Below are 14,032 nucleotides of genomic sequence, written 5' to 3'. Positions count from 1 at the left end.
GTTGTTGTGTGCGCCTTCGCAGCGTTACCCATGGTTTTCATCAGCGATATCAGCTACACCGATGCGTTCTTTGAAACGATGTCGGGCATCACAACCACTGGCTCGACGGTACTCACCGGTCTGGATAGCGCCTCTCCCGGCTTGTTGATCTGGCGTTCCATGCTGCATTGGTTAGGCGGCATCGGTTTTATCGGCATGGCTGTCGCGATTCTTCCGCTCTTGCGAGTCGGCGGCATGCGTCTTTTCCAGACAGAGTCCTCGGACTGGTCGGAGAAAGTGACACCACGTTCTCATGTCGCAGCCAAGTACATCCTTTTGCTCTATCTGGGCCTGACGGGTGTCGGCACTTTGGCGCTCTGGCTCGCAGGAATGACCCCATTCGAAGCGATCAACCACGCAATGTCGTTGATCTCCACCGGCGGGTTCTCGACGTCGGACTCCTCCCTCGGGCACTGGGAGCAGCCAGCAATTCACTGGGTGGCGGTAGTCATCATGATCCTGGGCAGCCTGCCATTCACCTTGTACGTCGCAACCTGCCGGGGCAATCGGCGTGCGCTGATCAAGGACCACCAGGTACGCGGGTTTATTGGATTCTTGCTGGTCACATCGTTGGCAGTAGGTACCTGGCTGTATTTTCACAGCGACTACGGATGGTGGGACGCGTTTCGTATCGTTGCGGTCAATGTGACCTCGGTGGTCACGACCACCGGAATTGCGGTTGGCGACTACACCTTGTGGGGCAGCTTCGCTGTGTTGCTGTTTTTCTATCTGACCTTCGTCGGTGGCTGCTCCGGCTCAACGGCAGGCGGGCTGAAAATCTTCCGTTTTCAGGTGGCTGCCGCGCTTCTGGTCAGCAGCTTGAAGCAGTTGATCCATCCCCGAGCCGTGATTCAGAAAAAATACAATGGTCATCCCATCGATGAGGAAATCGTCCGCTCGCTGCTGACCTTCTCGTTTTTTTTCACCATCACGATTGCCGCCATCGCATTGGGCCTGGCGCTGATCGGGCTTGATTGGATTACCGCCCTGAGCGGTGCCGCGACGGCGGTGTGTAACGTCGGCCCCGGCCTGGGCACAATCATCGGGCCGGCAGGTAATTTCTCGTCACTGCCGGATGCAGCCAAATGGCTGCTCACCGTTGGCATGCTGCTAGGCAGGTTGGAAATCCTGACGGTGTTGGTGCTCGTGACCCCGGTCTTCTGGAGATATTGAGCCAGGCAGTCGTTGGCAGAGACGCCGATCATTGCCTGTTACGGTGATAGCACGGCGGTCATGGTTTTACCGCGTGATGATCGTCAGTACGGGGAGCGTCCATCGGTTTCTTCTCCGGTACTGTAAAACTCACTGTCGTACTGGTGATGATCTGGTGCGTCGGGTCGGCCACTTCCATGAGAACCTTGTGAGGACCGGGCGTTAGCCCGACCAGGATAATCGGGTCTTCACTGGTGTGCGCCCACGTACCTTTCCAGTCATCGACGGTCACGTGAAGGTGACCTAAGCGTGGTGATACCTGCGCAGCCACCTTGCCAAAAACCGGCATGATCCTGGCGTGCTCTGTTCGAAACTGGATGATGACCACTCCACGGGCGAGCGGCTCGGCAAGCGGCGGGTAGGCAATGAGTCTCGGCGCACTCTCGGATGCCAAGGGCAGTATCGCCGGTGGAGAATCGCTGTCTGCTGCCCCTTGTCCAAGTACGGATGTGCAAAAGCAGACACCCAAAGCCAGGGCCAATAGACTTCCGGGAGCGAGGGACATGATCTGTTTCTCCGCGTGATTTCATTCAAGCGTAGATCAAGCTGGGTATTGCCCGTAGTTAACGGTGCTCGCGGTAACGCGGGCACCGTTTTCTTTATGGGGAAAAATGCTTACCCGTCTGCTTACCAGTTGTAGCTCAGCTTGGCGGTAATCTCGCGACCCGGGTTGTAGAAGTTCGCGGTGCCGGAGCCGACCACGTGCTGCTCGTCCAGCAGGTTGCTGACGTTCACGGCCAGGTCGGTGCCCTTGGCGATCTTGTAGTTGAAGGCGGCGTCGAACAGGGTAGTGCCATCGCTTTTGCCGGAGTTGGCTGCATCGAAGTAATAAGCGCCGACGTAGCGCGCACCCAGGCCTACGCTGACATCAGTGGCGGGTACGTCGTAGTAACTCCACAGCGAAGCTGAATGCTTGGGTGCCGTGGCGAATTCGTTACCCTTCAGCGAGCTGCCGTCGTACAACGAACCGCGCAGTACCTCGGACTCCATGTAGGAATAACCACCGATCAGGCTCAGGTTTTGCGTCACCTGCGCCTTGGCCTCCAGGTCGAGGCCACGCGCCCGCGATTCGCCCACTGTCTGCTGCTCGATGATGCCGCTCGGCAGCACCACGGCGATGGTGACGTTTTCCTGGGTCAGGTCATACACGGCGGCGGAGAACAGTGCATCCATTCCCATCGGCGCATACTTCACGCCCACTTCGTACTGCCTGCCTGTCTGCGGTGTCACGCCAACCTGCGGCGGCGAGACGGATTCGACCATGCTCACGTAGGTGGACACCTCATCGTTGACGATATAGGTCAACGCACCTCGGTAGGAGGTTTCGGAGAAGGTGTCTTTCTCAGTGGATTGCAAGCCTTTGCTGGTCAGGTCCATCGAGTCGTTGCGCACGCCCCCGGTGACGATGAAACGCTCGTAGAACGACAGGTTCTGCTGAAGGAAGACGGCCTTGGTGGTCGCGTCTCGCTTGTTGACGGCATACGGCGCGATTGAGCGTGGAACGCCAGTAAACACGGGGTTGGCAATATCGATCGGGGTCGTCAGGGCGTAGACCGAGCTTTCCTTGGTGGTCGAATCGAGGTATTCCACGCCCACCAGGCTGCTGCTGTCGATGTTCTCGAAGCGGGCATCGTATTGCAGCATCAGATTGCCGTTGAACTGGTCGGCTTCAGTGTCGGTTCCAAACAGGTACCGATCGACGCTAGTACCGACACGTGCGGCGCTGTCGCTGAGGTACACGTAGCCGAAATCATCGGTCAACTTGCTGTAACGCAGATTGCTGCGCAGTACGAAACCGTTGTCGAAATCATGGGTGACGTTACCGCTGAGGCTGGTGCGCTCGACATCGTGGAAGTTGTAGCTGGGCTCGCCATAAAACTTGCTGCGGTCGTATTCCCGATCCAGTGGATAGCCGCCGCTGTTGGGAGAACTTTCAGTTTTCAGGTAGTCCAGAATCATCGTGGCCGACGTGTAATCCGTCGGTGCCCAGGTCAGGCCACCCATAAACAACTGGTTGTCGTCCTGCGAATGATCGTACTCGCGATCGCTGTTCTGGCCTTTGGCAGTAAAACGGCCGGCCAGGGTTTTCTCGTCGTTCAGCGCATCGCCGACATCGATGCCTGTCTCGACATGGTCAAACGAACCGTAGGTCACATAGCCTTGGCCAAACTTCTCGAAGCGCGGCTGTTTGGTCACGAAATTCACCGAACCGCCCGGGTCCGCAGGGCCAAACAGGGTGGAGTTGGCGCCCCGCAGAATCTCGATGCGCTCATAGGCGAACGGATCTTCGCGTACGCCGCGCATTGAGCTGAGGGTCAAGCCGTCACGGTAGGTGGTGGCCTGGAAGCCGCGGATCTGGAAATAGTCGTTGCGATCGTCCGTACCATAAAAGTCGCTGACCACGCCCGGCGTGTATTGCAGCGCTTCTTCCGTGGTGCTGACGCTGCGTTGCTGCATTTCCTTGTTGGTCACCACCGACACCGATGCCGGTGTATTGAGAATGCTGGTGGCCACCTTGCCGCCCACCCAGAGCTCCTTGGCAACCACCGAGTTGGCGTCGTCGTCGGCACTGACCCGGACCTTGGCATTGATGATGAGCGGGGCGAGGCGGTAGTCCTCAACAGCCGTTGCGTCGAGTTCCAGCGGGCCGGCGGTTTTTGCTTGAGGGGTCAGCAGGTAAGCATTCGGGCCTTGCTGTTCGATCTGCAATTCGCTGCCCTGCAGCAACGATGACAGCGCTGTCGATGTATCGAGCGTGCCATTCACGCCAGCCGTGGTGCGGTTCGCCACACTCGAGGCGTCGAAGGAAAGGCTGATACCAGCCTCGCGCGCAAAGCGGTCAAGCGCTGGCGCCAGTGGCCCGGGGGCGATATTCCACTGTTTGACTTGATTGCTGTGATCAGCGCCCGAGGTTTGCGCCAGCGATGGCAATGCGTAGCTGCTCACGATCAAACCCAAAATCGCACCGTGCATGGCACGACTTAATGGATGGCGCTGTGAAACCGGGGACGAACTCATTTTCTCGCTCCAAGAAAGGACATCGGCAGACTGGCCTGTATTCCGGCCTTCCTTACAGGTCGAACGAGAATGAGAAACCACCTCATTATTTTTCAGGTAGCGAAAAAATATTCGGGTGGAGTCAGGTGGCAGCGGTTACGGTGACCCAATAACGGGTTCGGTAATCAATGTGCAGGCGCAGTGACTGCGCGATCAATGCCAGGACCCGATCGTTGTCGGCGAGCTGGAAAGTGCCGGAAACGCGACGATCAGCGACCTCTTCGGCGCAGCGCAAGACTCCTGGTCGATAACGCGACAACTCTGCGATGAAGTCACCAAGGCGCATATGGTTCGCACTGATCACACCGTCACCCCAACCCCATAGATCAAGGCCGTTGTCCCTGAACGTTCGGGTGTCGCTTGAGGTGAACAGCAGTTGATTTCCTGCCAGGACGTTGCGGCTCGCAGACGCTTGACCGGAACCGGGGAAAACCGTGACTGATCCTTCCTGAGCTGCGACCAGAGTGCCGTCGTCACGCTCGCGCACCAGAAAGCGCGAGCTATGGGCTCGCATGATCCCGTCGCGTGATTGCACCCACAACGGTCGCGCTTGCGGCGAGTATTGATCCGCACCGACATTCACGATGATTTCACCACGGCGCAGGATGATCAGGCGCCGCTGGGCGTCGAAATCGCTGTCGACGGCGCTATCGCTATTGAGCTGGATAAGGCTGCCATCATCGAGTTCGAAACGTCGTTGCTCGCCGGTGCTGCTGCGCTGCTGTGCAAGCATGGAGGGCAGGGGGGTGTAGTCGCGGCCGAGCCAGGCTGCCGTGCCGACGGTCGCCAATACGCCCAGTAGCTTCAGGCTTTCCCGCCGGCGCATTCCCTGCTGGGCGCCCTTAAGGGTTTGTCGAGCCAGCTGAGCTGGCACGCCTTCGAATTCATCGCCAAGCGTTTCCACACGCTGCCACGCCAATCCATGCTCCGGGCGCTGCTGCAGCCAGTGCTCGAACGTGCGCTGTGTCTGTTCATCGGCTTGATTGAAGCGAAGGCGCACCAGCCATTGGATTGCCTGCTCGACAATGGCCGGATCCAGCGCCTCGGGCTCAGGCCTCGACATAACGCAAGCGATAGCAATGTTGCAGGGCCGTAGCCAGATCGCGCTCCACCGTCGCGCGGGAAACTCCGAGCTTTTCGGCGATTTGCGCGCAGGTCAGACCGTCGAGTCGGGCAAATAAAAACGCCTGACGAACTCTTGGTTTAAGCGAGTCAAGCAGACGGTCTATGCGCTCGAGCGCATCGAGAATCATCAGCCGGCTTTCTTCCGATGGAACCTCGTGTTGAGGCAGCAAGGTGATGCTTTCCAGGTAGGCACGTTCGAGTTCGCGACGACGATACTGATCAATCATCAACCCGCGGGCGATGCTGCTCAAATAGGCACGTGGCTCGCGCAGGGCGCCGGACTGATGGCGGTGTTTGAGCACACGCACAAAGGTGTCCTGCGCCAGATCTGCGGCGTTGTCGCGACAGCCGATGCGCCGGACCAGCCAGCCCTGTAACCACGAGAAGTGGGTGCGATAGAGCAGCCCTGGATCTGCAGTACCTAGTGTTTCGTCGCTACGCATCGGCATCCCGGGACATACATGATTGATAATGAATCGCATTCTACTCAGGCGGTTGATCTTAGGCAAACATGCGCAGCTCAGCGCCTGCATGCAGGCGAATGGCATGGCTGTGCAGGAACTACGAGTGGAAGATGCGTCCGGCAATTGGATCGATTGAACGCTCGCCGTCCCGAGTGGCTTGCCTTCTAAAGGGAGTGGACGTTGACCGGGCTCACATCTGCAAACCAATCGACCAGGATGTCCGTCAGCACCCGTATCTTTCGCGCAGGGTGCTGGCTTTGGGGGCGAACAATGTAAATACCCGCCGGAACAGGGGGATATCTGTGCATGACGGACACCAATGCGCCAGATTTGATGTGCTCGTCGATGACGCTGTCAGAAAGGTACCCTAGTCCCAGACCTGCAACGGCTGCCGCGGCGAGCGCGACAGGATTGTCAGCCTTGAAGCGCCCTTGGGGATTAACCATGATGGACTTTTGGCCATCCATAAACCGCCAGGTTTCCGCACCTTGCATAAGAGATTCATGCGCAAGAATCTCGTGGGGAGCCTCTGGCGCTCCATGTGTACTCACATAGCCTGGGCTTGCCACGAGTTTGCCGTGAATGCTGCCCACACGCTTTGCGATGAAATTGGAGCTCTGTAAATGGCCGACCCGAATAGCACAATCGAAGCCCTCGCCAATCAGATCGACGATACGATCGCTGTAACTTGCATGAATGTGCAGGAGAGGGTGGCGTCGCCCCATTTCAGCAAGCACGGGGGCAATATGTGTCGGGCCGTACGAGATCGGTGCTGCGATCCGGAAGCGACCTCGAAGGTCTCCATCTGGAACAATGGCGTCCCTGGCCGCGTCAAACTCAGCGACGATCCGCGCCGCATACTCTCGCAAGGCGGCTCCCGCTTCGGTGACAGCAGCACCACGGGTTGTCCTGGCCAATAGCTGCACACCCAGTTGGGTTTCCAGCTTCAGAAGCCTGCGGCTTATTATCGATTTCGCAACACCCAGTCGCCGGGCCGCCGACGAAACACCGCCCGCGTCGGCTACCTCGACGAAGGTTCGAAGATCATCAATATCCAATGCTTCCTGCCTCTGCAAATGGCCATTAGTGCGTTTCAACCCCTGACCAACAGTCCATGGCTGCCGTCCACTGCGGACAGCTGCCTGAGCGTTAGTCAAGCGGTCGCACCGCCGTCCACGGTCAGGATGGCGCCAGTGATCAGGCTCGCGGCAGGACTGGCCAGATAGACCACCGCACTCGCAACCTCGCGAGGCTCGCCAAAACGTCCCAAGGACGACAGGCTCCGCTGAAAGTCGCCGGCGGGGCCGAAGGCTGGATTTGCGTCGGTGTCGACCGATCCCGGCTGAACAAGATTAACGGTTATGCCGGTGGGGCCGAGTTCACGTGACAAACCCCGGGTGAATGCGAGCAACGCCGACTTGGACATTGCATAGGCTGTTACACCCGCAAAGGGCACCCGCTCTGCCAGTCCCGAGCCAATTGTGATGATTCTTCCGCCAGCGGGCAGATGCGGGATGACCGCCTTTGCGAACAGGACGGGGCCTCGCACGTTGATATCCATCAGTGCTTGATAGTCGTCTACATCAATGTCGGCGATCATTCCGTTCAAGCCGATAGCCGCGCTATTGACGAGAATATCGAGGCCGCCCAGCGTCGAGATGGCCTGCGCGACTGCGCATTCAATGGCTTGCGGGTTGGCACTGTCGGCTTGAATCGCGATAGCACGACGCCCTTTATCAGCGATGAATTTGGCCACTGCCTCAGCTTTTTCCGTCGACTGCTGGTAGGTGAACGCAACATCGGCGCCATTCTCTGCCAGTGCCACTGCGATAGCGGCGCCGATCCCGCGAGCTCCTCCCGTCACCAACGCACGTTTTCCTTCCAAATCGATCATTACTCACCTGTCTGGCATGCAGTTATTTGGCCGCGCGCATTCACCAGGGATGGTGCAAGCGTGCCGATACGGGGGCGGATATTAGGGATCCAGTTCCTTGGTTTGTAGTCTCGTGGGTTGTATTACTGTGTCGCACAAATCGGAACATCCAACCGGGTGTTGGCGTTATTCGCGAGTGAGGAATGAAACTTTGGAGAAATATTCGGGTGCGCTGATCAGGACTGGACGTATTAGCCGCGATAGCTCTGATGGATCAATAAGTAAGCCTGATATCCATACTTTGCTTTCAGGACTCACTCTAAGGGAGCTTGCAATCGGGTCTTTCAGCTCTGTGGCGACTCAGGAATATGTGCCGCCTGGTCGCAGTATTCAAGCAGCAATTCGGTGAGCACCCTTATCTTTCGCGCAGGGTGCTGGCCTGGCGGTCGAACTACATAAGCGCCTGCTGGAGGCGGCGGATAATCCGTCATGATCGCTACAAGTGCGCCGCTCGCCAAATGCTCATGCGTGACCCAGTCAGGTAACCAGGCAATGCCGATGCCGGCCAAAGCTGCGGCCAGCAATGCGGTGCCATTGTCGGCTTTGAACGTTCCCTGCGGGCGCACCGTAACCATCGTGTCACCATCCATGAATGACCACGATTCATTGCCTTGCATCAGTGCTTGGTGGCTGACGACTTCGTCGGGTGTTTCGGGCGCTCCATGCGCCTTGATATAGACGGGGCTTGCCACCAATTGGCCAAAGATCGGTCCGATACACCGGGCGATCATGTTGGAATCGGGGAGGTAGCCCACCCGTATCGCGCAGTCATACCCCTCGGCGATGAGGTCAACGAAACGATCGGTGTAGTTCGTTTGCACATGAAGCTGTGGGTGACGCCTGGCCATTTCCGCGAGGATCGGCGCGAAATGTATTGGCCCCAAAGTCAGGGGCGCGGCGATCCGCAGGCGGCCACAAAGCTCGCCGGAAGGCAAGATCGCATCGCGTGCCGACTCGGCCTCAGCGCATATTCTGGCGGCGTAGTCGCGGAAGGTCGCCCCAGCTTCGGTAAGGGCCGCACCGCGGGTGGTACGCGCCATCAGTTGCACGCCCAGCTCTGCTTCCAGGCGGGCAAGCCGGCGACTGACGATAGATTTCGACGTGCCCAGGCGCGTTGCCGCACGGGAAATGCCGCCGGCATCGGCCACTTCTACAAAGGTTTCAAGCTCTTCTATATCCATTTCCACGTTCCTTTTTTTGCCACGCAGCTACGCACGGAATGCGACTACCAGAACGTACATCTGAACTGCACATTACGGAGTTCGCGCCTTGGCGCCAATAGCGGTTCCCGGGGACGTCCTGATCTGTGCGTACATGGGGCCACTTTTCGAGCGGCCGGCAGTGCGTGCGAGTGTCGACAAGCTGCTACAGGATGTATTGCGGGGGCGTATACGGGTTGTCATTGAACGGGCCTTTACCCTATCGCAGGCTGCTGCGCATGACTTCGCGGAGCGAAGCAAACCGCTGGGGCGCGTCGTCATGAAGCCGTGAAGCCATCGCCAGAGAATGGCAGCAAAAACCGTGGCGTTCCTCATTGCGCGACACAGTTAGTCATTCGCTGCTACTACCCGAAGGTTTGAGGGCGCTGCACAGTGCATGAGGCATCGCCGCTCATAAGGCGCGCTGCACGGAAACTGATCCCGCAAATAAACGTGCCAACCCACGGCAACAAGAGGATGGATTAATGGCTTTTCGTAACGGTCTTGCTTCGCTTCTTCGTCCAGAAGACTCCGTAGTTGTGTTGATCGACCACCAGCCTTTTCAACTCACCAATCTCAATAGCCACGATCCGCACGCAGCGGTCAACTGTGCGACAGCATTGGCGAAGGCTGCGAAGGCGTTTAACGTCCCGACCATTCTGACCAGTGTGATTGCCGAGCGTGGCGGTTGGATCTTTCCGCAAATCACCGACGTTTTCCCCGGTCAGGAGGTGATTGACCGAACGCTCATCAATACTTGGGAAGACAAGAAAGTAGTGGACGCGGTCAAGGCAACAGGCCGCAAGCAATTGGTCCTGGCTGGCCTGTGGACTGAGGTCTGCGTCGCCATGCCAGCGATTCAAGCACTAGGCGAGGGCTGGGACGTTACCGTGGTCACCGACGCGTGCGGTGGCGTTTCGGTCGAAGCCCATCAAGTCGCCATCCAACGCATGGTCGGCGCCGGGGCAAATGTCATGACCTGGTTGGCAGTCATGGCTGAATGGCAACGCGACTGGGCACGCCTCGATACGGCAGGCGCTGTAACCGATGTGCTTCTCCAGCATGCTGCAGGTAGCGGCATTGCTTATCTGTGGGAGCAGCAATTGCTCGACACGCCGGTACCCGCTGAAGGTTGATCAGCACGGGAGTGAGGGGCCAGTGAAGTACCGCTTTGCCGGGGAGGCGCCCCATTCCCGCGTTCATCGACGGCCGATACTGAAGGCGTGCATTCGCAATCTGCCGGGATATTGCGAATGACCAATACCTAGTCCAACACAGCACATGGCCGGCTCGGGCCAGATCACCAACATTAAGCCTGGCTGACTTTGGCGCTTGGTAACTGCCTTCATCTGCCCGCGAAGCCCGTGCACCGTCATGTCTTTGCATCGGGAGGCCCGCTGGCTCTGCGTAGCAATGCACTAAAATCCCTTCATATCGCGATCGATTGTTTCGGTGCTTTCACTCGGCGCCACAGCTTGATCAAGACCGCTCAAAACAATAATCGAGGTCTCTCTCAATGGCTGTCAGTTACAACTCTGAGCTCCACTATTCCGGCTTTCACGACCTGAGCGACCAGGTTCGTTTTCAAAGCACGGAAGGCAAGATCTGGTTTGGCGAGCAGCGCATGTTGTTGATGCAGGTATCGGCGATGGCTAATTTTCGCCGTGAACTCATCAATAGCCTCGGCGTCGACCGCGCCAAGGGGTTCTTCTTGCGCCTTGGCTACCAGTCTGGACTCAAGGATGCGGAAATGGCCCGCAAGCTCAGACCAGACAGTCCGCAGTTGCAGATGTTTCTGGTCGGCCCGCAACTGCATTCCCTCAAAGGTATGGTCAATGCGAAACCCATTCAGTTAGAGCTGGATCAGGAGAGCGGCCATTTTTATTGCGAGCTCGAATGGATTGACTCCTTTGAGGTCGAGACTTGCCTGACTGAAGTCGGCCTGATGGAGGAACCAGTTTGTTGGTCTTTGTTGGGCTACGCCTGTGCTTACAGTTCTTCATTCATGAAACGCGAAATCATCATCCAAGAAACGACCTGTCGCGGATGCGGGGACGAGCGCTGCATCATTATTGGTAAACCTGCCGAGGAATGGGAGAACGCCGCAGAATTCAGACAGTACTTTCAAGCCGATCCAATCATCGAGGAGCTGTATGAACTGCAATCACAGATCAGCTCTCTGCGTAGAAGCCTGGAAAAGCAGGAAGCTCAATTTTATGGAGTAGGGCGCTCGCCTGCCTATTTGAAGGTATGCAAGATGATCGACAAGGCTGCCAAAGGAAAAATTTCCGTCCTGCTGCTCGGAGAAACTGGCGTCGGCAAGGAGGTCATCGCACGGAGCGTGCATCTGCGCAGTGATCGCGCCGAGCAAGCGTTTGTCGCAGTGAACTGCGCTGCCATTCCTCAGGACCTGATTGAAGCCGAATTGTTTGGTGTTGAGAAAGGCGCTTTTACCGGCGCCAATCAAACCCGCCCAGGACGCTTTGAACGGGCCAACGGAGGGACGATTTTTCTAGACGAGGTGGTGGAGCTGACGCCCAGAGCGCAGGCGACATTACTTCGGGTACTGCAAGAGGGTGAACTGGAACGGGTAGGCGATTCCCGAACCCGCAAGATCAATGTGCGAGTCATCGCTGCTACCAATGAAAGCCTCGCCGACGCCGTCGAAGCGGGCCGGTTTCGCGCCGATCTTTATTACCGCTTGAATGTGTTTCCGGTGCAGATTCCCCCACTGCGCGAGCGCCTTGAAGATCTGCCACTGCTGGCCGAGCACTTTATAAGCAAGTTTCACTTGCAATATCACAAGCGAACGCTGGGTTTATCAGACAAAGCTCTTGAATTGTGTCGCCGCTACGCCTGGCCGGGGAATATTCGCGAATTGGAAAATACGATTGAGCGTGGCGTCATCCTGACCGACAGCAACGAGACCATAGGCCAGGATGCACTCTTTGCAGTCTTCCCAAAAACAGACGATTCGCACGGTGATCGTCTCAACTCTGATGGCGCGTTGGTTCAGGCTGGCGGTGAAGAACCTTGTCCCGATTGGGTTACGCAGATCTTTGATAAAAACATCAGCCTGGATGCTGTGGAAGAACGGCTGATGCGCCGCGCCATGGAGCTTTCACACCAAAACGTCTCGCAAGCCGCTCGCATGCTCGGCTTGACCCGGCCGGCACTGGCCTATCGCCTGAAGAAAAGCGGCTTGTTGCATGACGAGAGTCTTGAGTGACTTTGCGTGGCCGCCTGGCGGTTCACCGTGGACCACGCTCGAGCTGGATTGATCAAATCAACAAAACCTCGCCGAGACTTCATCAAATGATCAAACAAGCCCTTCGATAAACTCCGAGCCCGATACTCGCGACATCACATTAAGTTATATGTCATTGATAAATATCGATTTATATAAGTTTTATAAAATTGGCATAGCCCTTGCTCCAGTACCAATTGTCGCTTTTCGACGCGTAGCAATTTGCAACATGGGTTGGATGACCGCGAATCGCAAAATCGTACTCATAAATGGAGAGCTCATGAATACTCGAAGCATCAAATTGATCACTGCAGCAATGGCGCTCGCCTCATGGTTAGTAACAATCACTCCAGCGTCGGCGCAGTCAGCTACTGAAGCGCAATCTGCTGCTTCACTAGCGGTTGTCGTGGAATTCCTGGCCAATACCGCACCCGATAAAGTCGAAGCCGCGGCAATGAGGTTGGCAGCTCCAGACGCCACCTATGTTTCTCTAAACTTTGACAATCCAGAACTCAGAAAAATCATGCCGTGGACCGGCACAAACAAAGGTCCCAAAGCCTTTAGCTCTTTGTTTTTGCAGGTCTCAAACTACTGGAAAATCGAAGACTTTACGATTACTACCAAAATCGCTTCCGGCGAAGATGTCGCGATTTTCGGTAAGTTCACCTACCGCTCCGTGGCGGTCGGACATCTGTTCACATCACCGTTTTCCATCCATGCGAAAGTTCAGGATGGAAAGATGACCTATTTCCAGTTCATGGAAGATACCTACGCGTCTGCCAGTTCGTTCCGGCAGTCCGGTTCATGGACCGTGAAGACATCCAAAGATGCACTTCCCTTCAAGGTGGGAGCGAATTAGCCGCAGATGATGTGCACTTGCAAAAGCAGCTTGGCAAGCGTTTTTCGGGCATTTAACTGAACCCCGCGAACGCGGCTGAACAATGCTGCATTCGTAAATTCAAGGGGCTTTTCGGCACCCCTGAACTCGTCCGGAAAGTGGCTTTTAGCACTACCAGGACGGGTAACGTTCTGCTTGCGCAGCCACGCATAACGCCGCTTTCGTATTGCTCTACTTACCAAAGGAAATCCGCCATGTCCAACAAGTACTTAGAAATACTGACCCCGCAAAACAGCCAAGTGATTTTCATCGACCACCAGCCCCAAATGGCCTTTGGTGTGCAGTCGATAGATCGGCAGGTGCTGAAAAATAATGTCGTGGGGTTGGCCAAGGCTGCCAAAGCGTTCGGCATACCTACCACCATCACGACTGTGGAAACCGAGGGTTTCTCTGGCAATACATACCCTGAGTTGCTAGCGGTATATCCGCAGAACAAAATCCTCGAACGTACTTCAATGAACTCCTGGGATGACCAAAACGTTCGTGATGCCTTGGCAGAGTCCGCCATTGCCGGCCGTAAGAAGATCGTCGTATCCGGCCTGTGGACCGAGGTCTGCAACACGACCTTCGCACTGTCCTGCCTGCGCGATACAGACTATGAAATCTATATGGTTGCCGACGCCTCGGGAGGCACCTCGGTCGACGCGCACAACTACGCCATGGACCGCATGATTCAGGCCGGTATCGTACCGGTTACCTGGCAACAGGTGCTGCTCGAATGGCAGCGGGATTGGGCGCGCAAGGAGACCTATGAAGCCGTGATGGGGATCGTGCAGGAACATTCCGGCGCCTACGGGATGGGTGTGGATTATGCCTACACCATGGTGCATAAGGCGCCTGAGCGGGTGCAACATGGCG

Annotated in this window: 12 protein-coding genes; 5 read left to right on the top strand and 7 right to left on the bottom strand. The window is 56.8% G+C overall.

The features are described from left to right. A partial coding sequence (locus tag OQK_RS24605; RefSeq protein ID WP_038861705.1) for a TrkH family potassium uptake protein occupies positions 1-1,212 on the top strand: 1,212 nt, incomplete at its 5' end. 58 nt (positions 1,213-1,270) lie between these two features. On the opposite strand, the gene OQK_RS24600 is transcribed toward OQK_RS24605, so the two are convergent. The 7 genes from OQK_RS24600 to OQK_RS24570 form a co-directional block, all read right to left on the bottom strand. Continuing rightward, positions 1,271-1,756, bottom strand: a complete 486-nt coding sequence (locus OQK_RS24600) for a DUF6130 family protein (RefSeq protein WP_016774766.1) — start codon at positions 1,754-1,756, stop codon at positions 1,271-1,273. 122 nt (positions 1,757-1,878) lie between these two features. Beyond that, positions 1,879-4,269, bottom strand: coding sequence for a TonB-dependent siderophore receptor (locus tag OQK_RS24595; protein WP_038861704.1), 2,391 nt, complete (start codon positions 4,267-4,269; stop codon positions 1,879-1,881). Between the two features lie 121 nt (positions 4,270-4,390). Next, on the bottom strand, positions 4,391-5,371 hold the full coding sequence (locus tag OQK_RS24590) for a DUF4880 domain-containing protein (protein WP_016774764.1): 981 nt from the start codon (positions 5,369-5,371) through the stop codon (positions 4,391-4,393). Next, complete coding sequence (locus tag OQK_RS24585; protein ID WP_038862146.1) at positions 5,358-5,876, bottom strand: sigma-70 family RNA polymerase sigma factor; 519 nt, start codon at positions 5,874-5,876, stop codon at positions 5,358-5,360. Before OQK_RS24585 ends, OQK_RS24590 begins: the two co-directional genes overlap by 14 nt. Before the next feature lie 185 nt (positions 5,877-6,061). Beyond that, on the bottom strand, positions 6,062-6,955 hold the full coding sequence (locus tag OQK_RS24580; protein ID WP_016774761.1) for a LysR family transcriptional regulator: 894 nt from the start codon (positions 6,953-6,955) through the stop codon (positions 6,062-6,064). A gap of 95 nt (positions 6,956-7,050) precedes the next feature. Further along, a complete protein-coding gene (locus OQK_RS24575) occupies positions 7,051-7,791 on the bottom strand; it encodes an SDR family NAD(P)-dependent oxidoreductase (RefSeq protein ID WP_016774760.1) in 741 nt (246 codons plus the stop codon). Between the two features lie 323 nt (positions 7,792-8,114). Continuing rightward, positions 8,115-9,011 carry a LysR family transcriptional regulator gene (locus tag OQK_RS24570; RefSeq protein ID WP_016774759.1) on the bottom strand — a complete coding sequence of 299 codons (897 nt, stop codon included), beginning with the start codon at positions 9,009-9,011 and terminating at the stop codon, positions 8,115-8,117. A gap of 503 nt (positions 9,012-9,514) precedes the next feature. On the opposite strand from OQK_RS24570, the gene OQK_RS24560 reads away from it, so the two are divergent. From OQK_RS24560 to OQK_RS24545, 4 genes are all read left to right on the top strand, one after another. Next, positions 9,515-10,165, top strand: coding sequence for a hydrolase (locus tag OQK_RS24560; protein ID WP_016774757.1), 651 nt, complete (start codon positions 9,515-9,517; stop codon positions 10,163-10,165). A gap of 380 nt (positions 10,166-10,545) precedes the next feature. Beyond that, positions 10,546-12,258, top strand: coding sequence for a sigma 54-interacting transcriptional regulator (locus OQK_RS24555; RefSeq protein ID WP_016774756.1), 1,713 nt, complete (start codon positions 10,546-10,548; stop codon positions 12,256-12,258). A 298-nt stretch (positions 12,259-12,556) separates the two neighbouring features. Next, on the top strand, positions 12,557-13,135 hold the full coding sequence (locus OQK_RS24550) for a nuclear transport factor 2 family protein (RefSeq protein ID WP_016774755.1): 579 nt from the start codon (positions 12,557-12,559) through the stop codon (positions 13,133-13,135). Between the two features lie 233 nt (positions 13,136-13,368). Then, positions 13,369-14,032 (top strand): hydrolase (locus OQK_RS24545; protein WP_016774754.1); only part of this gene is annotated, 664 nt, incomplete at its 3' end.

The sequence above is a fragment of the Pseudomonas sp. R62 genome (assembly GCF_000257605.1).
GTDB lineage: Bacteria > Pseudomonadota > Gammaproteobacteria > Pseudomonadales > Pseudomonadaceae > Aquipseudomonas > Aquipseudomonas atacamensis.
This window is presented reverse-complemented; position numbering and strand designations above follow the sequence as displayed.